Below are 23,390 nucleotides of genomic sequence, written 5' to 3' on the forward strand. Positions count from 1 at the left end.
CCCCCTGATGGCCTCACGGCGATCGGTGTTCCGCGATCCCTTCACCGAGCTACGCGCGCAGCGGCCTGATCGCCGCAGCCAGCTCGCCGCGATGGGTGGTTCCCTTCCCTTCCTCCATGGACTCCGACCCCCCTCCCCGATCCCTCTCCGGCAGCCTGCCTCTCAGCGCCACCCGATCCGGCGCCCCCCAGACCGATCCAGGCGCCGACGCCAGCGAGGACCCGGACAGTTGCCTGGCCCAGTCCCCAAGTGACACCCTTCTCGACAGCGGTGCGCCCCTGATCGGCGCCCTGATCGCCCTGGCCACCCTGCTGCTGCCGCTGGCCAGCGTGCTCAGCGACAGGCCCGGCCTCGACACCGCCCCACCGGCCCTCCGACGCGATGGATCTGCGCAACCTGCCGGCCTCGCCGGCACCCGGCCTGGTGAACCTGGTGGTGGAGATCCCCGCCGGCAGCCGCAATAAGTACGAGTACAACGCCGAAGCCGGCCTGATGGCCCTCGATCGGGTGCTGCACTCCTCCGTGCGCTACCCGTTCGACTACGGCTTCGTGCCCAACACCCTCTCGGACGACGGGGCCCCGCTCGACGCCATGGTGATCATGCAGGAGCCCACCTTTGCAGGCTGCCTGATTGCGGCGCGGCCAATTGGCATCCTCGACATGGTCGACAGCGGCGCCCCCGATGGCAAGTTGCTGTGCGTGCCGGTGGCGGATCCGCGCCAGCAGGAGATCCGCAGCATCCGCCAGATCGCGCCCAACCAGCTGGAGGAGGTGGCGGAGTTTTTCCGCATCTACAAGAACATGGAGGGCCGCCCCACCAGCATCAAGGGCTGGTTGGACGCCGGTGCGGTGCCTGAGCTGCTGGAGCGCTGTGTGGCTGCGGCCCAGGCCGCGGCCACCAAGAACCCGTCGCCCTAGCCGCGGCGCTGCAGCAGGAAACCCTCGTAGCCCAGGGCCTGGAACACCCGGGCCGGATCGCCGAAGCCGGCCGCATTCACCAGGCTGGTGAGCCGGGCCAGGCCCACCGGGTTCAGGCCGTGGGTGAAGGGAGCCAGGTCCGCGGCGCTGGCCTTCAGGCCGCTGGCCCGCTGGAAGGCCAGCCAGGCTGCGGTGAGCTGCTCCTGCAGGGAGGGCAGCGACGGCTGCATCAGATCCACCAGCACCAGCTGGCCTCCCGGTTTCAGGCTGCGGGCCAGGGCCGTCAGGAAGCCCAGCTTGCTGCCGTCATCGGGCAGGGACTGCAGCACCAGCACGGACAGGGCGCCGGCAAAGCGGCCCTGGCAGCTCGGGTCGCCGGCGAGGGCCTCGGCCGTGCTCTGGCGCCAATGGATTGACCCCGCGGCGCCCTCCAGGCGGCTGCGGGCCTCGCTGAGCATGGCCTCCGAGGGATCGATGGCGGTGAGGCGCCAGTCGGGACGCTGGGCCACGGCCTCCTGCAGCTCGGCGCCGGTGCCGCAGCCTGCTACCAGCACCTCGGCGCCGGGGGCCTCCGCCAGGGGTGATACGGCCAGCAGGGCCACCCCCAGGCGGGCCAGACTGCCGTAGCCGGGGATCAGCTGGCGCTGCAGGTGGTCGTAACCGGCCGGATTGACCATGGCGCCAGGGCTCAGCCCACTCTGGAGGGATCGTAGGGACCCCAACGTCCTCCCCACCCCCGGCGGAGCCCGCCCGTTCCGTTTCAGCCGCCAACAGTCAGGGCCGAATCGGCCAGGAGATCGACGCCGGCCAGGTAAGTTGGTCGGCGCCGTGATCCCCCGTCCGACCGTGCCCACCATCCGTTTTGAACAGGAAGGCCAGCAGGTCGGTTGCATCGAGGGCGCCAACCTGCGCAAGGCGGCTCTGGATGCCGGCATCAACCCCTACAAGGGCCTGAACAACCTCAACAACTGCGGTGGCGTGGGCCAGTGCGGCACCTGCGTGGTGGAGGTGGTGGAGGGTGCCCAGAACCTCTCCCCCCGCAGCGATGTGGAGCAGGTGTACCTGGCCGACCGCCCCGCCAACTACCGCCTCAGCTGCCGCACCAGCGTCAACGGCGATGTGACCATCCGCACCCGCCCCGACGGTGGCGTTGGCAAGGGCTCCAACAGCCTGGTGGGTGCCCTTAAGGCCCTGATCGGCAAGTGAGCCTGCGCCCCTGATCCCGCCATGGTCCCGGCGTGAGCACCGCACCCCTGCGTCTCTACAGCTATCCGAAGTGCAGCACCTGCCGCAGAGCACTGCAGTGGCTGGCTGAGCGGGGCCTCACGCCCGGGACCGGTCTGGAGCTAGTCGATATCACGACCGACCCGCCGAGCCTTGCGGAGCTGCGGCAGGCCCTGGCGGCCCTGGGGGACCGCAAGCGCCTGTTCAACACCAGTGGCCAGAGTTACCGAAGCCTGGGGGCCGCCGCCGTAGCCGCCCTCAGCGACGAGCAGGCCCTGGAAGCCCTCGCGGCCGACGGCAAGCTGATCAAGCGCCCCTTCGCGCTCACTGCCAACCGGCAGGCGCTGGTGGGCTTCAAGCCCGAGGAGTGGTCGGTGGCCCTGGGCCTCTGAATCCCCCCCCCACGCCGGTGAGGGTCTTCTGTTCAGCTGCCCTGGGCTGAATTCTCCGCACTGGGACTGTCCGCTCCGGCGGGGGTGGTCAGCTCGTCCAGTTCGTCCATCAGGGCATCGATGCCAGCGCGGTTCACCTGGGCCAGGTAGGTGAGCTTGAGCTCCTGCAGCAGGGTGCAGAGCAGCTGCTGGCTGCGCTCCAGCGCCCCGCCACGCTCCAGGGCCGCGGCCAGCTCGTCCCAGAAGCGATCCCCGAAGCGCTGCAGCAGCTCCACCTGGCGGTTGTCGCGCTGGCCCAGGCGATCGGCGGTGCTGCGCGAGAGCTCCAGCAGGCTCTCGACGACCCCGCCCGCCAGCTGGCGGCTCAGGGCCGGCGGCAGCAGGCCCCCGCCGGGCACATCGCGCATGCTCTGCTGCAGGGCGTGGCCGAGCACCGCCTGCAGCTCGGGCGAGAGCCGCGGCGCCACCTGGCCCAGCACCATTGGGCCCCACAGGCGCAGCAGTTCCACCAGCTCCCGTTCGTCGCGTGTACTCACGTTCTGGTGGCTGCGCAGGCTGCGGATCCAGCGGGGCCACTGGGGCGAGCGGATCAGCGACTGGGTGCCGTCCACCAGCTGCAGTGCCAGCACCTCGAACAATTCCAGGGCCAGCAGTGACACCACCGCCCGGCTGATCACCGCCCGCAGGGGCTCGATGTTGATCAGCCCGGCCGTGCTCAGCCGCTCCAGCACTGGCACCAGCCGCAGCCAGCGCCAGAAGGGCAGCAGCAGGGGCAGATCGATCCAGCGCCGCAGCAGCGCATCCCGCCAGCTCAGGCCAGGGAAGCGGCGCCGCAGCCGCACGACCCGCAGCAGGATGTCCAGGGCGAAGACGCTCTGGAACAGCAGCAGATCGAAGCGCCAGAAGTGGTCGGTGGGGCGACCGTTCTCGTCGATCGAGCGCCAGTAGCCGGTTTCCACCAGGGGCAGGATCTGCTGGCGCCAGAAGCGCTCCTCCTCGCTCCAGCGGTGGCTGGCCAACCAGCGGTCGCTGAGCAGCAGGGCGGTGGCCTGCTTGGCGGACTCGTCGCCGGCGCGCTGGCGCAGCCGGTTCTTGATCTTTTCGAGGGTGCCGGCGTTGCCGGAATCGAGGAAGGGGTTCTCCTCGATCATCAGCACCGTGAGCGCCACCTGCTGGCGGCGCAGCGCCGTGTTGGCGGCCTGGTCACCGGGCTTGTCTCTGCCACCGGCGGCCTTGCCACTGGCCTCGCCGTCGAGGCCCCGATCCATGCGCTCGAAGCCCGCCAGCCAGTCCCGGGTTTCGCGGTGGTGCTCGATGCCCTTCACCGGGTCGTACACCCGGGTGAAATCCGGCAGGGCGGTAAGCGGGATCACCAGGGGCAGCGAGGGCAGCGGGTGAAGGTTGCGCTGCAGCCAGAAGGTGCGCAGCGGCACGTAGGTGAGGTCGAAGGCCACCCACACCAGGTTCACTCCGGCCCAGATCGCCACGGCCCGATCCCAGATCCGCCAGCCGCGGCCCACCGCCACCCTTGGAGTCAGGAGCCAGCGGGGGCGCACCATCGGCAAGCGGACGGGGGCCTTAAGGCCTGATCGGCCTAATCTGCCGGATCCTCCCTGCAGCCCGGCGGCCGCAAGCCTTGTCCCGACACGATCAGCCATCCCCGCTGGCGGACCCCGACCCTCTGCCTGACCCCGAGCTTCTGCCGGACCCCGCAGCCACAAGCCCCCCAGCCACCGGTCCAACAGCCACCGCCGCCGAGTCGCCCACCGAGGAGAGCCCCTGGCACTTCTGGCGTGGGGTGCTGATCACCCTGGCGGTGGCGCTGGGGATCCGCCAGGTGCTGCTGGAGGCCCGCTTCATCCCCTCGGGCTCGATGCTGCCGGGGCTGCAGATCCAGGACCGGCTGCTGGTGGAGAAGGTCAGCTACCGCAGCCGCGCGCCCCGGCGCGGCGAGATCGTGGTGTTCCATGCGCCCCACCACTTCGATCCGGTGCTCAAGGCCGACCACCAGGCCGGGCCGCTGCGCTGCGTGGTGGTGAACCTGCCCCTGGTGAGTTCGATTCCGGGCCTGCACGAGCCCGCCTGCGATGCCTACATCAAGCGCGTGGTGGCGGTGGCCGGCGATCGGGTGGTGGTCAACCCCCGCGGTGAAGTGAGCGTGAACGGACGCCGCCTCGTGGAGCCCTACGTGAAGACCTACTGCCCGGTGGATAGCCAGGGCATGGGGCCCTGCCGGCCGCTGAGCGGTGTGGTGCCTCCCAACCATGTGCTCACCCTGGGGGATAACCGGGCCAACAGCTGGGACGGCCGCTTCTGGCCCGGCGGCGCCTTCCTGCCCACCAGCGAGATCATCGGCCGTGCCTTCTGGCGCTTCTACCCCCTCACCACAGCGGGCCCCTTGGACAGCGCCGATCCATTGCCAGCCGATCCGCTCAGGTCGGCCCCCGCCACAGCGAAGCCCTGAGCCCGGTGGCCAGCACCTGGCCCTTCAGCTGCCGATCGCCCAGGGGCTGGTTGGCGGCCAGGGGCGCCTCCGGATCGCTGGAGGCCTGCCAGGGCTGTTGGGGATCAAACAGGATCCAGGCGGAGCCGCCCGTCGCGAGCCGCGGTTCCTCCAGGGCCAGGAAGCGGGCCGGCCCCCAGCAGAGGGCCTCCCAGAGTCGCTCCGGGCTCCAGCCGCGGCCCAGCACCAGCTCCTGCCAGAGGGCGGGCAGCACGAAGCGGTGGCCCGCCACCCCGGGCTTGCGCTGATCCAGGGGCAACAGCTGCTCCTCTGGATCCAGCGGCGCGTGGTGCACCGCCACGGCGCTCAGCACCCCGCCCGCCAGGGCGTCGATCAGGGCCGCGCGGTCGGCGGGGGCGCCCAGGGGAGGCTCGACCCGCCAGCCCTCGGCGATTGGATCGAGGCTGCCGCTGTCGGCCAGCAGGTGCCACCAGCTGACGCTGGCGGCGGGGCGCCCCGCCGCGGGCAGCGCCGCCAGCAGGTCCACGGCCGCGGCGGTGGAGAGGTTCATCAGCCGCAGCTGGCGCTGGGGGTGCTGGGCGGCCAGGGCCAGCAGGCCCTGCAGGGGCAGGGTCTCGCTCAGGGGGGGATCCATCGGCCAGCCGGCCCGCAGGGCCTCAACCCCCTCGCGCACCAGGCCCTGCTGGCTGAGGGCGCGATCCCGCGGCGCCAGCAGCACCGGGGCACCCTCCATTTCCCCCAGGGCCAGGCTGCGCTCCAGCAGGGCCAGCGGCGGCAGCTGGGGGCCCTCCGCCAGCCCCACGGCCCCCGCGGCCAGCTGCTCGGCCTGGGGGGCCAGCTCCTGGCCGTCCCCGCCCACCGACAGGCTGCCCCAGAGCCGCAGAGCCAAGCCGGAGTCGGCTGGGGCCGCCAGCTGCAGGGCCTCGGGGGCATCGCGCCAGCGCCGGGCCTGGGGCAGCAGGGCCACCCAGCCATAGCCGGCGGCCACGGCCGAACGGGCCAGGGAGTCGAGGGTCTCGGCGCGACCCGTGTGGGGATCCTCCAGAACTGAATGGGGATCGACCAACGGCGGGGCCAGCCACCAGCCACTGGCCTCCAGGGGCCTCAGGCCCAGGTCCGCGGCACGGGCGCGGGCCGCCTCCCCCTCCGCAGCCAGCCGCCCATGCTCCAGCAGCACATCGGTCCTGCGGGGCGGCAGGCCCGGCCCCTCCAGCAGCTGGACCTGGCTCAACAGGCGCGGGGAGGCCATCGGCGGATCGGGTGGGGGCTCAGAGGGCGCCGGCGGCGGTGCGGTCCAGCACCCCGCCGAGGTGGGCGGTCTGGTTGAGGCACACCACCACCGGCGGCTGATCCGGGCCGTGGGGGTAGTCGATCACGGTGACGCCGCCGTTGCCCTGCTTCACGGCCCAGATGTCGGCGGGGCTGAGGCCCAGCAGGGCGCAGAGGATGGTCTTGTTCACGGCGTCGTGGGCCACCACCAGGGCGGTCTCGTCGGGATGGAGGCTGGCGGCGATCCGGTTCCAGCCCTCCAGCGAGCGGTCCCACACGTCGTGGATGGTCTCGCCCTCGGGCATCTGCACGGTCTCGGGGGCCCGTTTCCAGTCGGCCAGCAGCTCGGGCCAGCCGGCGGCGATCTCCTCCTCCAGCTGCCCCTCCCAGGCGCCATGGCCGATCTCCACCAGGTGGGGCACGCTGGTGAGGGGCACGCCGGGGTGGTGCTTGAGGATTCCCTCCGCGGTCTGGCGCGGGCGGGCCATGGAGCTGGTGTAGGCCCGGTGCACGGTCACGCCCTTGAGGAAATCGCCGGCCGCCGCCGCCTGGGCCCGGCCGTTGTCGTTGAGGGGGATGTCGATCTGGCCCTGGAAGCGGCCCTGGCGGTTCCAGTCGGTCTCGCCGTGGCGCACCAGCAGCAGCCGCGGCCCAGGGCCCTTGGCGGGCAGCTTGGAGCCGCACAGTTCGGGGTGCAGGTGGCTGGTGCCGTTCAGTGACTCGATCTGCACCGTCACGGCGCCGCCCTCGGCCGGGCTGAGATTGAGCACCGAGAGGGAGGCGTTGTCGATGCGCAGGCGGCGGAAGCCGTTGGCGGGCAGGCCCAGCAGGCTGAGCAGCAGGCAGCGCAGGATCGCGTTGTGGCCCACCACCAGCACGGTCTGGGCTTCGGGGGCGCTGGGATCGTGGGCGCCCAGCAGTTTCGCTGCGAAGCGGCCTGCCTGCTCCATCAGCTCCGGGATCGGCGCGTAGCGCGTGCCATCCGGGCGCTGCAGGGTGATCTGCTCCGGATGGTGGTACCAGAGCCGGTGCTCGTGGGGGAAGCGCTCGCGCACCTCGGTGCCCAGCAAACCGCTCCAGGGCGCCAGGTCCACCTCCAGTAGGTCGTCGTCGACCGCGGCCACCAAGCCGGCGCCGTGGGCCTCCAGCAGGGCCCGCGCGGTGTCGTGGGCGCGGCTGAGGGGCGAGGTGTAGGCGGCGTCGATCGGCAGGTCCCGCAGGGCCTCACCGGTGGCGCGGGCCTGGGCGAAACCTTCCTCGGTGAGGGAGGAGAGGTCGTCGCGGCCCTGGATGCGGTGCTCCACGTTGAAGCTGCTCAGGCCATGGCGAACCAGCAGGATCCGGAGGGACACGGGCGCAGCGCTTCCACAGACCTGGATCGTATTGGAGCAGTCCGGGCCGACCGAACCGCCGCCGCCCCTTGCCGGGCGGAGTCCTGGCCCCCAGCGGCGCCGCACCGGCGGAGAGAATTGATCCACAACGGAGCAGGATGGGTGGGCGCAGGCGGCGGACCGGAGGGTGGAGCCCGGGCCAAGGGCGGGGCGGTTCCGGGCGGACCTGTCCGGGGTGGAGCTGAGCGGCGCGGCACGGATCATCGCGGTACCGCTCATCCCGGAACCGCTGCGCGCGGCCCGGCCACCGCTGGCTGGAAGGGGCTGCTGGCGCTGCTCTGTCTTGCCATCAGCCTGATGCTGTGGCTCAACGGCCTGCTCGCCAGCCTGGATCGCCCCTCCGTCGGCGATGACCTCACCCGCCGCCAGCTGGAGCTGGCGGTGCTGGCAGCACCGGAGTTGCCCCAACCCCTGGGCGAAGCCCTGGCCGGCAGCGACCCCGAGGTCTCGCTGCAGGAGCACCTCCTCCAGGAGATCGAGCGCCGCCAGGAGGCGGGCCAGCCCGCCGCGGCCGACCTGCTGCTGGAGCGGGCCCTGCTACTGCGCCGCCAGCAGGACCGCCGCCAGGGGGATGCCCTGCTGGAGCAGGTGGGTGCCCGCCCGGAGGACGACTCCCATAGCAGCGCCGCGGAGCGCCAGCTGGCCCGTGATCTGCTGGCCGCCACACCCAAGGGGCAGGCCGTCGCCCGCCCCCATCTCCACCCCTCCGAGGCCAGGGCCAGGGCTGCGGCCCTGGGCCGCGGGCCGCTGCTGGAGCAGCTCAGCTGCGAGGCCCTGGCGGGCAGCCCCGAGCCCTGTGGCGCCGCGCCTGCCGCCCGTCGGGCCGCGCGCCAGCTGCTGGTTGTGAATCTGCTGCCGGCCCTCATCCTGGTGCTGGGCCTGGGTCTCCTGGTGCGTCAGCTGTGGCTGCGCTGGCGCCAGGGTCCCCTGCCCGTGGCGCCCCTGCAGGGCCCGCTGCTGAGCGGGGTGGATGTGGTGCTGCTGGTGGCCGGTGGCTTTGTGGTGGTGGGCGAGCTGCTGACGCCGGTGCTGCTGACGCCTCTGGTGCAACGGGGGCTCGTGCTGCTGGGTCTGGGCGGCCCCCTGCGGGACGGCGTCTCGGTGGTGGCCCTCTACCTGGGGCTGATGGTCGGCCCGCTTGTGATCCTCACCCTGATGCTGCGGGGCCTGGGCACCGCCCCGTCGGGGGGCTGGCTGCAGTTCCGCTGGTTGCCCCTGACCGTCACGGTCCGCCGTGCGTTTGTGGGTTTCCTGATGGTGTTGCCCCTGGTGAGCGTGGTGGGCTGGCTGCAGGCCCAGCTCTGGAGTGACGCCGGCGGCAGCAACCCGCTACTGGAACTGGTGCTCAAGAGCCAGAACCTGCCGGCCCTGGCCTGCTTCGCCTTCACGGCGATCCTGCTGGCGCCCCTGTTTGAGGAGACGATCTTCCGGGGCGTGCTGCTGCCAGTGGCGGCCCGGGAACTCGGGGGGCGCTGGGGCGTGGTGGTGAGTGCGGCCGTGTTTGCCGTGGCCCATCTCAGTCTCGGTGAACTGCCTGCCCTGTTCGTGCTCGGGCTGGGGTTGGGCTGGCTGCGGCTGAGCAGCGGCCGCCTGGGGGCCTCGGTGCTGATGCACGCGCTCTGGAACGCCATGACCTTCAGCAACCTCGTCCTGCTGGGCAGCTGATGAACCGGCCGGCTCCGGCTGCCTTGCTGGGGTGCCCGGCCCGTGGTTCACTTGCGCAGTTATCCCCCCGGCACCGTGGTCGCCGTCCCCGTTTCCTCGCCCAGCCGGGCCAACCGGGCGCCGCGCCAGCGCTCCTTCGCCCTGATCCAGGGGTCGCTCTCCGCCCGCAAGGTGGAGCGACAGGCTCCCTGGCTGGCCAGCCTGCACCGGGTTGCCGATGGTGCCCTCAGCGGCCTGGGCCTGGCGGTGCTGGGTCTCAGCGCGCTCACTCTGCATTGGCAGGGCCAGTGGACTCAGGCCTACCAGCGCCTCGAGACGTCCCAGGTGCTGGAGCACCGCCTGCAGGAGTCGGCCGCGATCCTGGAGCAGCATCACCTGGGTGTGGCCCGCAAGCCGGGCCGGCTGGTGCCCACCAGCGCCGAGAAGCTCGTCTACCTGCCGGCTCCAGTGCCCCATCGCCCAGCCGCGATGGGGTCCCTGCTGGCCGGAGTGAGCCCCCGCCAGATCCTGGCGGGCTATTGAGGTGGTGAGCGGCGGCCAGCGCCAGCGGCCCGCCGGCCATGCCGTGCGGCCTCGTCCTGTCCGGATTGTCGACTTCCAGCCGGTCCCGGCCGGCCGCCTGGTCGCCGTCTACGCGATCCTCTGCGCCGGCCTGGTGGGCCTGGCTGCCCGGTTGGCGTGGGTGCAGGTGGTCCAGGGCGACCAGCTGCTCAACCGGGCCCGGGCGATCCAGACCCAGACGATCCAGCCCCTGGGCAAGCGCCGCACGATCGTCGACCGCCAGGGCCGACTGGTGGCCCTCGACGAGGAGCGCTTCACCCTCTGGGCGCACCCCCGCTACTTCGCCTTCCCCGGCGACGACCCCGGCACCGTGCGCCCCAGCCTGGATGTGGCCCGCAAGCTCTCGGGGGTATTGGCGGTGCCGATGGCGGACCTGATGCGCAGCCTTGGCGACCGCAAATCCGGCGTGAAGCTGGCCTCCGAACTGGACCCCGAGACCGCGCACCGCGTGCGCAGGCTCGCCATCAGCGGCCTGGATCTCGAGCCCTATCCCCAGCGCCTCTATCCCCAGGGCGGGCTGTTCGCCAACGTGGTGGGCTTCCTCAACCTGGAGCGGGTGCCCCAGGCGGGCCTGGAGCAGAGCCGCGACGGCGACCTCAAGCGCCATGAGGCCCAGCTGCTGTTGCGCCGCGGCGCCGATGGCACCCCCCTGCCCGACGGCCTCCGCCCCGGTGTGATCTACGGCGACGACCTGCGCCTGCAGCTCACCCTCGATGCCCGCCTGCAGCAGGTGGCCCAGCAGGCCCTGACCAAGCAGGTGAAGCAGTGGAAGGCCAAGCGGGGCGTGGCCCTGGTGATGGACGTGCGCAATGGCGAGATGGTGGCCCTGGCCTCCACGCCCACCTACGACCCCAACCAGTTCTGGAAGTATTCCCCTGGCCTGTTCCGCGAGTGGAGTGTCCAGGACCTCTATGAGCCCGGCTCCACCTTCAAACCGATCAACCTGGCCATCGCCCTGCAGGAGGGCGCCATCGATCCGGCCGGCAAGGTGAACGACACGGGCCAGCTCACGATCGGCGGCTGGCCGATCTTCAACCACGACCGCCGCGGCAACGGCCTGATCGACTTCCCCACGGTGCTGCAGGTGTCCAGCAACGTGGGCATGGTGCAGGCCATGCGCAACGTCAAGCCAGCCGCCTACTGGCAGTGGCTGCGCCGGCTCGGCATCGATGAGGTGCCCGACACCGACCTGCCCGGCGCCGTAGCCGGTGAGCTCAAGACCCGCGAGCAGTTCGTGACCCAGCCGATCGAGCCCGCCACCGCGGCCTTCGGCCAGGGCTTCTCGCTCACGCCCCTGAAACTGCTGCAGCTGCACGCCATGCTCGCCAACGGTGGCCGGCTGGTGAGCCCCCACATCACCCGCGGCCTGCGCTCCGGCGACGATCTGGCGCCGCCACCGCCTGCCTCCGGCGTGCAGCTGATCCGGCCGGAGATCGCCCAGACCGTTCTGAACTGGATGGAGACGGTGGTGCAGACCGGCAGCGGCAAGGGCACCAAGATCCCCGGCTACCGCATCGGCGGCAAGACCGGCACCGCCCAGAAGGCGCTCAACGGCATCTACATCCCTGGGGCGCGGATCTGCAGCTTCGTGGCCAACCTGCCGGTGGACGATCCCCGCTTCGTGGTGCTGGTGGTGGTCGACGAACCCCAGGGCGGCAACGCCTATGGCTCCACTGTGGCCCTGCCGGTGGCGCGCCAGATCATCGAGGCCCTGCTCGTGCTCGAGAAGATCCCTCCCAGTCCCCAGAGCGATCACCGCACCAAGACAAGCGGTTCTGCCCCTGGCCGCCCTGGCTAGTTTGAGGCCATCCGCCGGCTCCGCCGTGGCCAACCTGCTCGACCAACTCGCCGCCATGACCGTGGTGGTCGCCGACACCGGCGACATCGACGCGATCCGGCAGTTCACGCCGCGGGATGCCACCACCAACCCTTCGCTGATCCTGGCGGCGGCCCAGATCCCCTCCTATCAGCCCCTGATCGACGAGGCCCTCAAGGGCGCCCGCGCCGTGATCGGCCTCGAGGCTCCGGCCGAGCAGGTGGTGCTCGAGGCTCTCGATGAGATCTCGGTGATCTTCGGCACCGAGATCCTCAAGATCGTGCCGGGCCGGGTGTCCACCGAGGTGGATGCGCGCCTCAGCTACGACACCGAGGCCACGATCGCCAAGGCCCGCAAGCTGATCGGCCTCTATGCCGATCGTGGGGTGGGTCGCGATCGGGTGCTGATCAAGATCGCCTCCACCTGGGAGGGGATCCGCGCCGCCGAGCAGCTGGAGCGGGAGGGGATCCACTGCAACCTCACGCTTCTGTTCGGTTTTGCCCAGGCCGTGGCCTGTGCCGAGGCGGGTGTCACCCTGATCTCCCCCTTCGTGGGGCGCATCCTGGATTGGTACAAGAAGAGCACCGGCCGTGCCAGCTATCCCGGGCCTGAGGATCCGGGCGTGGTGTCGGTGAGCCAGATCTTCAACTACTACAAGACCTACGGCTACAAGACGGAGGTGATGGGGGCCAGCTTCCGCAACGTTGAGGAGATCATCGAGCTGGCGGGCTGCGATCTGCTCACCATCGCACCGGCCCTGATGGACCAGCTTCGCAGCACTGAAGGAGAGCTGGTACGCAAGCTCAATTCCTTCGATCCGGCTCCCACGGAGGCGCAGCTGCAATTGGACGCGGCCAGCTTTGCGGCGATGCTGGCGGCCGATCCGATGGCCAGCGAGAAGCTGGATGAGGGCATCCGCGGCTTCAGCAAGGCGATCGAGACCCTGGAGGCCCAGCTGGCCCACCGGCTCGCGGAGCTGGAGGGGGCCGCAGCCTTCCAGCACGCGGCCCAGGAGATCTTCCTGCTCAACGACCTCGACGGCGACGGCTGCATCACCCGCGAGGAGTGGCTCGGCAGCGATGCCGTGTTCGATGCCCTTGACACCGACCACGACGGCCGCCTGCTGCCGGCGGACGTGCGAGGCGGTCTGGGCGTGCCGCTGGCCCTGCAGGGCGTCTGAGGTCTGGGCCAGGCCTCTGACCATTGGCCTGGGCTTAACCCGGCTGTTGCACACTGGGCCTATCTGATGGACCGTGTGAACCGTTGAACGCCCTCGATACCATGCGAGCCCTGGCCAGCCAGGGCGAAGTGCTCAGCTTTGCCCCGGGCGACCTGATCTTTCGCTCCGGCGAGACGGGCGACTGCATGTTCGGGGTGCTGGAGGGCACCGTGGAGCTGAACTGGAACGATGGCCTGGGCCACGAGCAGATCCAGGCCGGCGATGTGTTCGGGGCCGGGGCTCTGGTGACCCCTGAGCATCGTCGCTACGGCAATGCCCGCGCCCTCACGCCCTGCAAGGTGCTGGTGATGAACCGCGAGAAGTTCCTGTTCGCCGTGCAGGAGTCGCCGATGTTCGCGATCGAGCTGCTGGGCGCCATCGATCAGCGCCTGCGCAAGCTCAAGGACTGCACGCGCATGGTGTGAGGGGCGCCCCCCTCAGCCCCGCTGGAACAGCAGCCGCTTGATCACCCGCTGGGCGATGTCGCCGTAGCCCATCTCGCCCGAGAGGATCTGGGCGATGCGTTGGGGCGCCGTGGGCCGCTTGATCCCGAGCTGGTAGCCCACCTTCGGCACCCGATAGAAGACCTGGGCGATCCGCCGCCCCCATGCCATCGAGTCGCCCCACTGCTCGCGCATGGCGGCGGTGTAGCCCGCCAGGGCCCCGCTCTCGCCGCCCAGATGCCGGTCGAGGGCCTCTGCGGCCCGCACGCCGCTGAGCAGGGCTGGCCGCAGCCCTTCGGCCAGGAAGGGATCGCACAGGGAAGCGGCGTCGCCTACTGCCACCACTCCGGGCGCGTGCAGCGCGTGGTGCCCATCCCACACCCGCAGGGGGGAGCTGAAGCGTTCGCCCGCATCGGCCGGCAGGCCCAGGCTGGGCAGCAGCCGCCCCAGGACCCCATCGGCATCGGTGGCTTCGCGGCCGATGAACGTGCCCACGCCGATGCTGTAGCCCCCCTTGCGGGGGAAGGCCCAGCAGAAGCCGTGGCGCACCAGGCCGAATTCGAAGCGGGCCGTGTCGGGCTCCGCCACCGGGGCCTCCACCTCCACCGCCACGGCGGAGGCGTAGCGGGGCCGCGGTGGACCCAGGCCCAGGGACGCGGCGAAGGGCGAGCCGGAGCCGTCGGCCACCACCAGGGCCCGGGCCGTGACCAACCCCGCAGGCGAGCCGCCCGCGGCGGCACCCCCCGGGCCGATGACCACGCGCCATAGCTCGCCATCCCGCGCGATCGACTCCACCGGCGCGCCATCGCGCAACTCGGCTCCGGCCAGGGACGCCTGCTCGGCGATGTAGCCATCGAGCACCGAGCGGCGCACGATCCAGAAGGGGGCATCCCCCGGCAGCACCGCCGTCACCGGGTCCTCCAGGCACCAGGTGAAGCGCACCTGAGCGATCACCTGGTCCACCGCCGGGGCCAGATCGAAGGGAAACCAGCGCTGCACCGACGCCGCCATGCCGCCGCCGCAGGGCTTGCGCCGCGGCAGGCGCTCCCGCTCCAGCATCAGCACCCGCCGACCCCGGACCGCCAGGTGGAAGGCGGCGGCCGATCCGGCGGCCCCGGAGCCCACCACGATCACATCGAAGTCTGCGGGCATGGCGGCGGGGGTTGGAGGGGCCGCTCAGAGTGAGTTGCCGCTCGGGGGTGGTTGCTGATCAGGGAGAGGTGGCGATCACACCTTGAGGATGTCGGCTTCCTTCTCGGCCAGGTGCTTGTCGATCAGGGTGATGAACTTGTCGGTCAGCTTCTGAACCTTGTCCTGCTCGTCGCGGCTCTGGTCCTCGGAGAGCTCGGCCTCCTTCTCCTGCTTCTTCACCCTGTCAATGGCGTCGCGGCGGATGTTGCGCAGCGCCACCTTGCCTTCCTCGGCATATTTGGAGGCGAGCTTGCACAGATCCTTGCGCCGGTCCTCGGTGAGGGGAGGGATGTTGATGCGGATGCTGCGGCCGTCGTTGTTGCAGGTGAGGCCCAGGTCGCTGGTGGCGATTGCCTTCTCGATCACGTTGATCGAGCTGGCATCGAAGGGCTGGATCTGGATTGTGGAGGAATCGGGTGTCGAGATTGTCGCTAGCGACTTGAGGGGCGTCTCGGCGCCGTAGTACTCCACGCTGATCTTGTCGAGCAGGGAGGGGTTGGCCCGGCCGGTGCGGATGGTGTTGAAGGTGCGCTGGGTGGCGTCCACCGACTTGCGCATGCTGGCTTCGAGATCCATGGCGGGACTCAGGCGGGGATGACGAACGGGAACGGGGCCAGCTTGCTCCGGCGCGGAGCCGCTGGGCTCAGGTCGACGGGGTGATGCGGGTGCCGATCGGCTCGCCCGCCACGGCCCGGCCGATGTTGCCGGGGCCGAACAGGTCAAACACCACGATGGGAATGGCGTTGTCCTTGCACAGGGCGATGGCGGTGCTGTCCATCACGCCCAGCTCGCCGCTGAGCACGTCCTGGAAGGTGAGGCTCTCGTAGCGGCGGGCATCGGGGTACTGGGCGGGGTCGCGGTCGTAGACCCCATCCACCTTGGTGGCCTTGAACACCACGTCGGCGCCGATCTCGGCGGCCCGCAGGGCGGCGGTGGTGTCGGTGGTGAAGAAGGGGTTGCCGCAACCGGCTCCGAAAATCACCACCCGGCCCTTCTCCAGGTGGCGGATCGCCTTGCGGCGGATATAGGGCTCCGCCACCTCCTGCATCGAGATGGCGCTCTGCACGCGGGTGGGCACCCCGGCCCGCTCCAGGCCGTCCTGCAGGGTGATGGCGTTCATCACCGTGGCGAGCATGCCCACGTAGTCGGCGGTGGCCCGGTCCATGCCGGCGGCGCTGCCCTTGAGGCCGCGGAAGATGTTGCCGCCGCCCACCACGATCGCCACCTGGGCGCCGGTGGCCACCACCTGGGCCACGTCACTGGCGATCGATTGCACGATGGCGGGGTCGATTCCATACCCCTGATCACCCATCAGGGCCTCGCCGCTGAGCTTGAGCAACACGCGCCGGTAAGCCATCGGTCTGCGCTCGCGGCATCATTCGGCCGAACAGTAGCAAGCGTGGGATCCGCGGCTGAAACCGCCGCTGGATGCTGCTTTGGCGCCTCAGTACTCGATGCCGGCCTGGGCCTTCACCCCCTGCTCACGGAAGGGGTGGCGCAGCAGCTTCATCTCGGTCACCAGGTCGGCCCGCTCCAGCAGGGCGGGCGGGGCGCCGCGGCCGGTGAGGGCCACGTGGGTGAGCTCCGGCCGCAGGGCCAGCCCCTCCAGCACCTGCTCCACCGCCAGATAGCCCAACTTGAGGGCCACATTCACCTCATCGAGCACCACCAGCTTGCGGCGCCCGTCAGCCAGGTAGTCGAGCGAGCGCCGCCAGGCCCGCTGCACCAGCTCGCGGTCGCGCTCCCGGTCCTGGGTCTCCCAGGTGAAGCCCTCCCCCAGGGCGTGCCAGGCCAGGGCGTCGCCGAACAGCTCCAGGGCCTTGGCCTCCCCCGGCTGCCACCCGCCCTTAATGAACTGCACCACCGCCACCGACTCGCCATGGCCGAGGGTGCGCAGCACCAGCCCCAGGGCCGCAGTGGTCTTGCCCTTGCCGTCGCCGGTGAACACCAGCACGAGGCCCTTCTCCAACTTGCGCTCACCCACGCGCTGCTGCTGCACCTCCTTGCGGCGGGCCATCCGGCGCCTGTAGCCGTCCTGGTCGGCCTCGGGGGCCAGGTCACCGCCCGGGCCCAGCTCGGCGGCGACCTGATCGAGTTCGGTGTCCGGCACGGGTTGGGTGCTCAAGCGGTGGGGGCACTCTGGCGGGCTCAGGCGGCCTGTTGGCGAAGGACGGCCCCTTCCGGGTTGCTGTCCACGCGTGCTCGCTCTGAGTTGCTGTCCGCGCGTGCCCGCGCTGGGTTGCCGTCCGCGCGTGCCCGTGCTGAGTTGCCGTCCGCGCGTGCCCGCGCGAGGGCCGTATCCACCGCCTGCTGCTGGTCGCGGCGGGTGATCCAGTGGTGGTAGGTGCGCGTGTGGATCGCCACCGAGTGGCCCATCATCCGTGCCGCCACCGTGTCGGGCAGGCCGATGTGGATCGTGCGCACGGCCCAGGCGTGGCGCAGGTCGTAGGGGGTGAGGGGCAGGTCGTAACGGCGGAACTGCTCGGCCACCCGCCGGCCCACCTGCTGCAGGGTTGTGCGGCGCAGGTCGGTGCTCACTGGCGGAAGGAGCTCGCGGGCCTCCCCCAGACGCTCCAGGCCGAAGTGCTCCACCCACTCCGGCTGGAACGGCCACACCTGGTGCTCGCCGGTCTTGGAGGTGGGCAGCACCCGGATCACCCGATCGCCGCCGGGGGCCAGGGCGGAGAGGTCGCTGAAGAACACCTCGTGGTTGCGCAGGCCGTAGGTGGCCATCAGCCCGTAGGCCAGGCGCCAGCCGGGGTTGGGGATGGCCTCGAGCGCCCCCAGGATCTGGCGATCACTCGGCAGCTGGCGGAACTGGGCGGCGTGCAGGCCGTAGCCGCCGGCCCGCTCGCCCCAGTCAGCCGGCAGGGCCAGTCCCTCGGCCCTGGCCAGGGCCGCCAGGGCGGTGCCGCACTGCTGGCGGCCGCGGGAGGCCAGGGGATAGCTCTCCAGCACGGCCTCGAGCAGGGGCAGGTGCAACAGAGCCTGGCCCTCGGCCTCGGCCTGGCGGCGCAGGCGGCGCAGGTAGGGGAGGTAGGCGGCGGTCCATGTGGTGCGGCTGCCGGCGGGGTTGCGGCGCCGGCGTGGATCGGTGCCGAAGGCCCGCTCAAAGCGCTGCAGGGCCGGTTCCAGGGCGATCCCGGCGGGTCCGCCCCGACCCACGCCGCCGCCGGGTGCGGCAGCTCCAGCGGCCCTGCGGGCGGACGCACCGGCGCCCTTGCCGCTGGCCGCTACCCCCCAGGCCTCCCAGCAGAATCGCTGTTGCTGGAGCTGTTGCAGCACCTGGCGCAGCCGCTGGCGGGCCAGGTCCAGACCCGCAGCATCGGCCGCCAGGCCAAGGCTGAGGCGTTGCACCGGGCTGCGGCCGCTGCCGACCTTGCAGGGCAAGGGCCCCCGCAGGCCAAGGCGCTCGCCGCGGCGCTCCAGCCGCAGGGCCACGCCGCTCTCGGCCAGCAGGGCGTTGTGGCGGCGGATCTCCCCATCCAGCGGGTGCGGCGAGGGCGGCATCACGGGGGCGCTCGGTGCCCGGCAGGGGCCCGACCCTATCGAGCCCGCCCGGCGCGGTCGAGGCCCCGGCGGCTTCGGACAGCGGGCCCACGGCCTGCAGGGTTACGCTCAGCGCCAACTCCCAAAGCTGGAACGAAGCGGGCATGGCCAAGGTCGGCGTGGTGCTGCTGAACCTGGGCGGCCCGGAGCGCATCCAGGACGTCGGCCCCTTCCTCTACAACCTGTTCGCCGATCCGGAGATCATCCGGCTGCCCAACCCGGCCCTGCAGAAACCCCTGGCCTGGCTGATCAGCAGCCTGCGCTCCGGCAAGTCCAAGGCGGCCTACGAGTCGATCGGCGGGGGCTCGCCCCTGCGCCGGATCACCGAGCAGCAGGCTCGCGAACTGCAGAGCACACTGCGCCAGCGCGGCATCGAGGCCACCAGCTACGTGGCGATGCGCTACTGGCACCCGTTCACCGAGTCGGCGGTGGCCGACATCAAGGCCGATGGCATCGAGCAGGTGGTGGTGCTGCCCCTCTACCCCCACTTCTCGATCAGCACCAGCGGCTCCAGCTTCCGGGAACTGCAGCGCCTGCGCCAGGCCGATCCCGCCTTCGCCAGGCTGCCGATCCGCTGCATCCGCAGCTACTACGACGATCCTGGCTACATCGGCGCCATGGCCGAGCTGATCGCCCGGGAGATCCAGGCCTGCCCCGATCCGGCCACGGCCCACGTGTTCTTCAGCGCCCACGGTGTGCCCAAGAGCTACGTCGAGGAGGCGGGCGATCCCTACCAGCAGGAGATCGAGGCCTGCGCCCGGCTGATCATGGAGAAGCTCGAGCGCGACCTGGGCCATCCCAATCCCTACACCCTGGCCTACCAGAGCAGGGTGGGTCCGGTGGAGTGGCTCAAGCCCTACACCGACGACGCCCTGCACGAGCTGGGGGACCAGGGGGTGAAGGACCTGGTGGTGGTGCCGATCAGCTTCGTGAGCGAGCACATCGAGACCCTCGAGGAGATCGACATCGAGTACCGGGAGATCGCCACCGAGGCGGGGATCATCAACTTCCGCCGCGTGCCCGCCCTCGACACCACCGCCTCCTTCATCTCCGGCCTGGCCGATCTTGTGCAGCACGCCCTGGAGGGCCCGGAGGTCAACCTCGACCAGGCGGCGGCGCTGCCGAAGCGGGTCAAGCTCTACCCCCAGGACAAGTGGGCCTGGGGCTGGAACAACAGCTCCGAGGTGTGGAACGGCCGCTTGGCGATGCTCGGCTTTTCCGCTTTCCTGCTGGAGCTGATCAGCGGTCGCGGCCCCCTGCATGCGATTGGCCTGCTCTGATTCCCGCCGGCGGTGGGTGTGGACCGCTGCCCGGAGCGGTACCCGTTCGGGGGCGGCCGGTTTTGCTGCCCTGCTGGGGCTGACGGCCCTGGCCCTGGGTCCCCTCGCGCGGCCGGCCCTGGCGGAGCTGCGCTGGCGCCAGGGGGTGTTCCCGGTGGCCACCTTCCTGGGCTACACCAGCCACTTCGGCCAGCGGGTGGGCCCGAGTGGCCGCAGCGAGCCCCACTACGGCCTCGACATCGCGGCGCCGATGGGCTCGCCGATCCGCAGCTGGTGGGGCGGGGTGGTGGCCGATGTGATCGACGATGGCGCCTGCGGTGTGGGCCTGGTGATCACCTCGGGTCCCTACGAGCACATCTACTGCCACCTCTCGGGCTCGGCCGCCGGCGGGGTGTATCGCAGCGGCCCGGTGGCCCTTGGGCCGGGCATGGCCGTGCGTGGCGGCCAGCTGATCGGCCATGTGGGCATGAGCGGCCGCACCACCGGGCCCCACCTGCACTGGGGCATCCGCTACCAGGGCCGCTGGCTCAATCCCGGCGCGATTCTCAAGGCCATGGCCCGGGCGCGCAGTGCCCGCTGAGCCGCCCACTCCCCGAGCCAGACCTTAGGGTTGTTCCTATCGTTTCGATCTCCACCCGCTGAAGTCGTGACCGTTACGTCCGTTTCTCCAGCGGCCCCCGCCGCCATCCAGTCGTATCCCGCCCGCGTCAACGGCGGCTATGCCCTGATGGACGCGCTGCACCGCCACGGGGTGGAGCACATCTTTGGCTACCCCGGCGGGGCGATCCTGCCGATCTACGACGAGCTGCACAAGGCCGAGGCCCGCGGCTGGCTCAAGCACATCCTGGTGCGCCACGAGCAGGGCGGCACCCACGCGGCCGATGCCTACGCCCGCGCCACCGGCAAGGTGGGCGTGTGCTTCGGCACCTCCGGTCCCGGTGCCACCAACCTCGTCACCGGCATTGCCACCGCCCAGATGGACTCGGTGCCGATGGTGGTGATCACCGGCCAGGTGCCGCGGGCGGCGATCGGCACCGACGCCTTCCAGGAGACCGACATCTTCGGCATCACCCTGCCGATCGTGAAGCACTCCTGGGTGGTGCGCGACCCCCGTGACATCGGCCGGATCGTGGCCGAGGCCTTCCTGATCGCAGCAAGCGGCCGGCCTGGCCCGGTGCTGATCGACGTGCCCAAGGACGTGGGCGTCGAGGAGTTCGACTACACCCCCGTGGAGCCCGGCACGGCCATCCCCGCCGGCTTCCAGCTCTCGCCGGCGCCCCGGCCCGAGAGGATCGCGCAGGCGCTGGAGCTGATCCGCCAGGCCCGTCGGCCCCTGCTGTATGTGGGCGGCGGTGCCATCAGCAGCGGCGCCCACCAGGCCGTGAAACAGCTGGCCGAGCGCTTCCGCCTGCCGGTCACCACCACGCTGATGGGCAAGGGCGCCTTCGATGAGCTCCACCCCCTGGCGGTGGGGATGCTGGGCATGCACGGCACCGCCTACGCCAACTTCGCCGTCACCGAGTGCGATCTGCTGATCGCGGTCGGCGCTCGCTTTGACGACCGGGTCACGGGCCGGCTGGACAGCTTCGCCCCCCGGGCCCAGGTGATCCACATCGACATCGATGCCGCCGAGGTGGGCAAGAACCGGGTGCCGGAGGTGCCCGTGGTGGCCGACGTGAAGCAGGCCCTCGAGCAGCTGCTGGCAGCCTCGGAGGGTGATGGCTCCGCTGGCCGTACCGAGGCCTGGCTGGAGCGCATCAACACCTGGAAGCACCACTACCCACTGGTGGTGCCTGCCCCCGAGGGGGAGATCGCCCCCCAGGAGGTGGTGACCCTGCTGCAGGAGCTGGCCCCCAGCGCCTACATCACCACCGACGTGGGCCAGCACCAGATGTGGGCCGCCCAGTTCCTGCACACCGGCCCGCGCCGCTGGATCAGCTCGGCGGGCCTGGGCACCATGGGCTTCGGCATGCCTGCCGCCATGGGCGTGCAGACGGCTTTCCCCGATGCCCAGGTGATCTGTGTGGCGGGCGATGCCAGCATCCTGATGAACATCCAGGAGCTCGGCACCCTCAGCCAGTACGACCTGCCGGTGAAGGTGGTGGTGATCAACAACGGCTGGCAGGGGATGGTGCGCCAGTGGCAGGAGAGCTTCTACGGCGAGCGCTACTCCGCTTCCGAGATGACCGACGGCATGCCGAACTTCCCGGCCCTGGCCGAGGCCTTCGGCGTGCGCGGCGTGAAGATCAGCGAGCGCTCCGAGCTGCGCCAGCGCCTGGCTGAGGCCCTGGCCCACCCCGGCCCGGCCTTCATCGAGGTGCAGGTGCGCCGCAACGAGAACTGCTACCCGATGGTGCCTCCGGGTGCCAGCAACGCCCAGATGGTGGGTCTGCCCAGTCACCCCGAGCTGGCGATCGACACCACGCGCCAATGCAACAGCTGCGGCAACACCACCGTGAGCTCCAGCCTCTACTGCCCCAATTGCGGCGCCAAGCTCTGAAGCCCCTGGTGCCCACTCCCCCCAGGCGGCTGAACTGGCTTCTCGTCTTTGCGGCGGGCGGGCTGATCGGCCTGCTGGCCCTCGCACCCCTGCTGCTGCCACTGCCGGCTCTTGCGGCCGAAGTGCTGCAGGTCCGCAGCGGCACCCTGCTGCAGATCGGCGACCACAACCGCAGCTATTCCGTGGAGCTGGCCTGCGTGGCCGTGGCGCCCGCTGATGACGCGGCCGCCGCAGCCTGGCTGCGCCAGGTCCTGCCGCGCCGCAGCCGCGTCAACCTGCGGCCCCGCGGTTCCGACGAGGGCACCCTGCTGGCCTCCGTGCAGCGCCTCTCAGGCGGCAGTGGCTCCGAGCAGCGCCTGGACCTGGGGCAGGGCCTGGTGGCAGCGGGCCTGGCCACCCCCCTGCCAAACTGCGGCGGCTGAAGCCAGCTGCTGAGCTCAGCCCCCACCCGATCTCCATGGGCCTGAACCGCACCGCCAAGGGCATCGTGCTCGTCCCCAGCCTGCTGCTGGGGGGCGCCTTTCTGGCCGCGGCGGCCTGGGGAGAGGCCGGCTCCAACCGACCGCTGGCGATCGGCCTGGGGGCCGCGCTGATGGGGGCCGGTCTGCTGGCCCAGCTGTTACCGGAGCAGGCCCCCGAGAACCCGGAGTTCGACGAGGGGCGCTGATCCCTCCGGCCTGGGGGGGTCTCCCCCGTTGCCTATTTGCCCGGCGTGGGAGCCGCGGCAGGGCCGCCCTTGCCCTGGTTCTCGCGCACCAGGCGGAAGTAGTCCTGGGTCGGGAAGATCACGTAGCTGTCCTCGGGTGACTTGATGATTTCCCGCAGCACGGCGGTGAGATCGGCCACCTGGGGCTGAAGTTTGCTCTTGTCGGGCATCTTGGCCAGGGCCTTCTGCAGCTCGTCGTAGCTGAGGAAGAACACACCGCGGGGTCCCTTGGGCGTGTTGATCGTCAGGAACGGCTTGGCGAAGAACACCGGCACGCTCAGGCCCTCTTCGATCTGCTTGTCGTTGAGGCCCTGCTGCTTGAGCATCGCCACGGCCTGCTGCCGGTCGCGCGGGTTGACCACCACCGGCGCCACCAGCGGCTTGGTCTTGTCCTTGAGTTGCTTGTTGAGCTCGACCACCCGCTCGTTCATCACGTTCAGGGGGATCGCCAGCACCTGGGCCTTGGCCCCCGGGCTCGCCTTGCGCAGGTTGGCCAACTCCTCATCGGCCTTGGCGCGCTCCAGGTAGAGGGGCAGCAGGAGGGCCTTCTCGCGGGGGATCGGCAGGGGAATGCCCTTGTCATCCGCCAGCACGAAGACCGGGATCACCTCCAGCTTCTTGAGCGCCTCGGCCTCCGGGATCGCCAGGGCCCGGCCTGGGACCGTCAGGGTCAGCCCGGCGCCGAGCAGCAGGCCGAGCAGTCCCCGGGGGAACCTGCGGCACCTCCCACCGGAGCGGGCATGGGAGCGGCGGGCCTGCATACGACCAACTGTGGAAAGGGTGAGCCTAGTCAGGTGAATCG

General features: G+C 71.0%; 25 protein-coding genes. 15 read left to right on the forward strand and 10 right to left on the reverse strand.

What is annotated here, in order from left to right; translation table 11 throughout:
- The first annotated feature begins 116 nt into the window (after nt 1-116).
- Together CJZ98_RS01005 and CJZ98_RS01010 are read left to right on the forward strand one after the other, a co-directional pair.
- Nucleotides 117-464 carry a hypothetical protein gene (locus CJZ98_RS01005; RefSeq protein ID WP_094587630.1) on the forward strand — a complete coding sequence of 116 codons (348 nt, stop codon included), beginning with the start codon at nt 117-119 and terminating at the stop codon, nt 462-464.
- Nucleotides 382-918 (forward strand): inorganic diphosphatase, encoded by a 537-nt coding sequence (locus CJZ98_RS01010; protein WP_094587631.1) that lies wholly within the window; start codon nt 382-384, stop codon nt 916-918. The genes CJZ98_RS01005 and CJZ98_RS01010 overlap by 83 nt, the downstream gene beginning before the upstream one ends.
- Here CJZ98_RS01010 and CJZ98_RS01015 read toward each other — a convergent pair.
- Complete coding sequence (locus CJZ98_RS01015) at nt 915-1,595, reverse strand: class I SAM-dependent methyltransferase (protein WP_094587632.1); 681 nt, start codon at nt 1,593-1,595, stop codon at nt 915-917. The genes CJZ98_RS01010 and CJZ98_RS01015 overlap by 4 nt on opposite strands.
- Nucleotides 1,596-1,764: 169 nt before the next feature.
- Here CJZ98_RS01015 and CJZ98_RS01020 point away from each other — a divergent pair, with 169 nt between their 5' ends.
- Nucleotides 1,765-2,124 (forward strand): 2Fe-2S iron-sulfur cluster-binding protein, encoded by a 360-nt coding sequence (locus CJZ98_RS01020; protein ID WP_094587689.1) that lies wholly within the window; start codon nt 1,765-1,767, stop codon nt 2,122-2,124.
- A gap of 32 nt (nt 2,125-2,156) precedes the next feature.
- On the forward strand, nt 2,157-2,534 hold the full coding sequence (locus tag CJZ98_RS01025) for a Spx/MgsR family RNA polymerase-binding regulatory protein (RefSeq protein ID WP_094587633.1): 378 nt from the start codon (nt 2,157-2,159) through the stop codon (nt 2,532-2,534).
- Between the two features lie 32 nt (nt 2,535-2,566).
- On the opposite strand, the gene CJZ98_RS01030 is transcribed toward CJZ98_RS01025, so the two are convergent.
- Entirely contained in the window at nt 2,567-4,093 is a 1,527-nt protein-coding gene (locus tag CJZ98_RS01030) for a hypothetical protein (RefSeq protein WP_094587634.1), read from the reverse strand.
- A 140-nt stretch (nt 4,094-4,233) separates the two neighbouring features.
- Here CJZ98_RS01030 and lepB point away from each other — a divergent pair, with 140 nt between their 5' ends.
- Nucleotides 4,234-4,998: a signal peptidase I gene (gene lepB, locus CJZ98_RS01035; RefSeq protein ID WP_094587690.1), complete on the forward strand. Its 765-nt coding sequence runs from the start codon at nt 4,234-4,236 to the stop codon at nt 4,996-4,998.
- Here lepB and CJZ98_RS01040 read toward each other — a convergent pair.
- Nucleotides 4,967-6,247, reverse strand: a complete 1,281-nt coding sequence (locus tag CJZ98_RS01040) for an amidohydrolase family protein (protein WP_094587635.1) — start codon at nt 6,245-6,247, stop codon at nt 4,967-4,969. The genes lepB and CJZ98_RS01040 overlap by 32 nt on opposite strands.
- Before the next feature lie 19 nt (nt 6,248-6,266).
- On the reverse strand, nt 6,267-7,619 hold the full coding sequence (locus CJZ98_RS01045; RefSeq protein WP_094587636.1) for a histidine phosphatase family protein: 1,353 nt from the start codon (nt 7,617-7,619) through the stop codon (nt 6,267-6,269).
- A 336-nt stretch (nt 7,620-7,955) separates the two neighbouring features.
- Between CJZ98_RS01045 and CJZ98_RS01050 the strand changes: the two genes are divergently transcribed.
- From CJZ98_RS01050 to CJZ98_RS01070, 5 genes are all read left to right on the forward strand, one after another.
- A complete protein-coding gene (locus CJZ98_RS01050) occupies nt 7,956-9,323 on the forward strand; it encodes a CPBP family intramembrane glutamic endopeptidase (protein ID WP_094587637.1) in 1,368 nt (455 codons plus the stop codon).
- Nucleotides 9,324-9,398: 75 nt separating this feature from the next.
- A complete protein-coding gene (locus CJZ98_RS01055; RefSeq protein ID WP_094587691.1) occupies nt 9,399-9,845 on the forward strand; it encodes a hypothetical protein in 447 nt (148 codons plus the stop codon).
- Nucleotides 9,846-9,888: 43 nt separating this feature from the next.
- Nucleotides 9,889-11,682, forward strand: a complete 1,794-nt coding sequence (locus tag CJZ98_RS01060; RefSeq protein ID WP_232756082.1) for a peptidoglycan D,D-transpeptidase FtsI family protein — start codon at nt 9,889-9,891, stop codon at nt 11,680-11,682.
- Between the two features lie 25 nt (nt 11,683-11,707).
- Complete coding sequence (locus CJZ98_RS01065; protein WP_094587693.1) at nt 11,708-12,880, forward strand: transaldolase; 1,173 nt, start codon at nt 11,708-11,710, stop codon at nt 12,878-12,880.
- An 83-nt stretch (nt 12,881-12,963) separates the two neighbouring features.
- Entirely contained in the window at nt 12,964-13,344 is a 381-nt protein-coding gene (locus tag CJZ98_RS01070) for a Crp/Fnr family transcriptional regulator (RefSeq protein ID WP_094587638.1), read from the forward strand.
- Nucleotides 13,345-13,356: 12 nt separating this feature from the next.
- Here the strand turns inward: CJZ98_RS01070 and CJZ98_RS01075 are convergent, their stop codons facing one another.
- From CJZ98_RS01075 to CJZ98_RS01095, 5 genes are all read right to left on the reverse strand, one after another.
- On the reverse strand, nt 13,357-14,514 hold the full coding sequence (locus CJZ98_RS01075; protein ID WP_094587639.1) for a geranylgeranyl reductase family protein: 1,158 nt from the start codon (nt 14,512-14,514) through the stop codon (nt 13,357-13,359).
- A gap of 75 nt (nt 14,515-14,589) precedes the next feature.
- Nucleotides 14,590-15,129 (reverse strand): ribosome recycling factor, encoded by a 540-nt coding sequence (gene frr, locus CJZ98_RS01080; RefSeq protein WP_094587640.1) that lies wholly within the window; start codon nt 15,127-15,129, stop codon nt 14,590-14,592.
- 67 nt (nt 15,130-15,196) lie between these two features.
- Nucleotides 15,197-15,910: a UMP kinase gene (gene pyrH, locus CJZ98_RS01085; protein WP_094587641.1), complete on the reverse strand. Its 714-nt coding sequence runs from the start codon at nt 15,908-15,910 to the stop codon at nt 15,197-15,199.
- An 87-nt stretch (nt 15,911-15,997) separates the two neighbouring features.
- Nucleotides 15,998-16,678 (reverse strand): cob(I)yrinic acid a,c-diamide adenosyltransferase, encoded by a 681-nt coding sequence (cobO, locus tag CJZ98_RS01090; RefSeq protein WP_261347807.1) that lies wholly within the window; start codon nt 16,676-16,678, stop codon nt 15,998-16,000.
- 23 nt (nt 16,679-16,701) lie between these two features.
- Complete coding sequence (locus CJZ98_RS01095) at nt 16,702-18,063, reverse strand: site-specific integrase (RefSeq protein ID WP_094587642.1); 1,362 nt, start codon at nt 18,061-18,063, stop codon at nt 16,702-16,704.
- A gap of 143 nt (nt 18,064-18,206) precedes the next feature.
- Between CJZ98_RS01095 and hemH the strand changes: the two genes are divergently transcribed.
- The 5 genes from hemH to CJZ98_RS01120 all read left to right on the forward strand — a co-directional run bounded on the left by hemH (nt 18,207) and on the right by CJZ98_RS01120 (nt 22,549).
- The gene (gene hemH, locus CJZ98_RS01100) at nt 18,207-19,382 is read left to right on the forward strand and encodes a ferrochelatase (protein WP_094587643.1); all 1,176 of its coding nucleotides are present in this window, start codon (nt 18,207-18,209) and stop codon (nt 19,380-19,382) included.
- A gap of 16 nt (nt 19,383-19,398) precedes the next feature.
- The gene (locus CJZ98_RS01105) at nt 19,399-19,962 is read left to right on the forward strand and encodes a M23 family metallopeptidase (protein ID WP_232756083.1); all 564 of its coding nucleotides are present in this window, start codon (nt 19,399-19,401) and stop codon (nt 19,960-19,962) included.
- 66 nt (nt 19,963-20,028) lie between these two features.
- Entirely contained in the window at nt 20,029-21,882 is a 1,854-nt protein-coding gene (gene ilvB / locus CJZ98_RS01110; protein ID WP_094587645.1) for a biosynthetic-type acetolactate synthase large subunit, read from the forward strand.
- Nucleotides 21,883-21,890: 8 nt separating this feature from the next.
- Nucleotides 21,891-22,304 (forward strand): nuclease, encoded by a 414-nt coding sequence (locus CJZ98_RS01115; RefSeq protein ID WP_390625472.1) that lies wholly within the window; start codon nt 21,891-21,893, stop codon nt 22,302-22,304.
- A gap of 35 nt (nt 22,305-22,339) precedes the next feature.
- Nucleotides 22,340-22,549, forward strand: coding sequence for a GIVxVP protein (locus tag CJZ98_RS01120; protein ID WP_094587646.1), 210 nt, complete (start codon nt 22,340-22,342; stop codon nt 22,547-22,549).
- A 32-nt stretch (nt 22,550-22,581) separates the two neighbouring features.
- Here the strand turns inward: CJZ98_RS01120 and CJZ98_RS01125 are convergent, their stop codons facing one another.
- Nucleotides 22,582-23,349: a Tic22 family protein gene (locus CJZ98_RS01125; RefSeq protein WP_094587647.1), complete on the reverse strand. Its 768-nt coding sequence runs from the start codon at nt 23,347-23,349 to the stop codon at nt 22,582-22,584.
- Nucleotides 23,350-23,390: the final 41 nt, after the last annotated feature.

The sequence above is a fragment of the Vulcanococcus limneticus LL genome (assembly GCF_002252705.1).
GTDB lineage: Bacteria > Cyanobacteriota > Cyanobacteriia > PCC-6307 > Cyanobiaceae > Vulcanococcus > Vulcanococcus limneticus.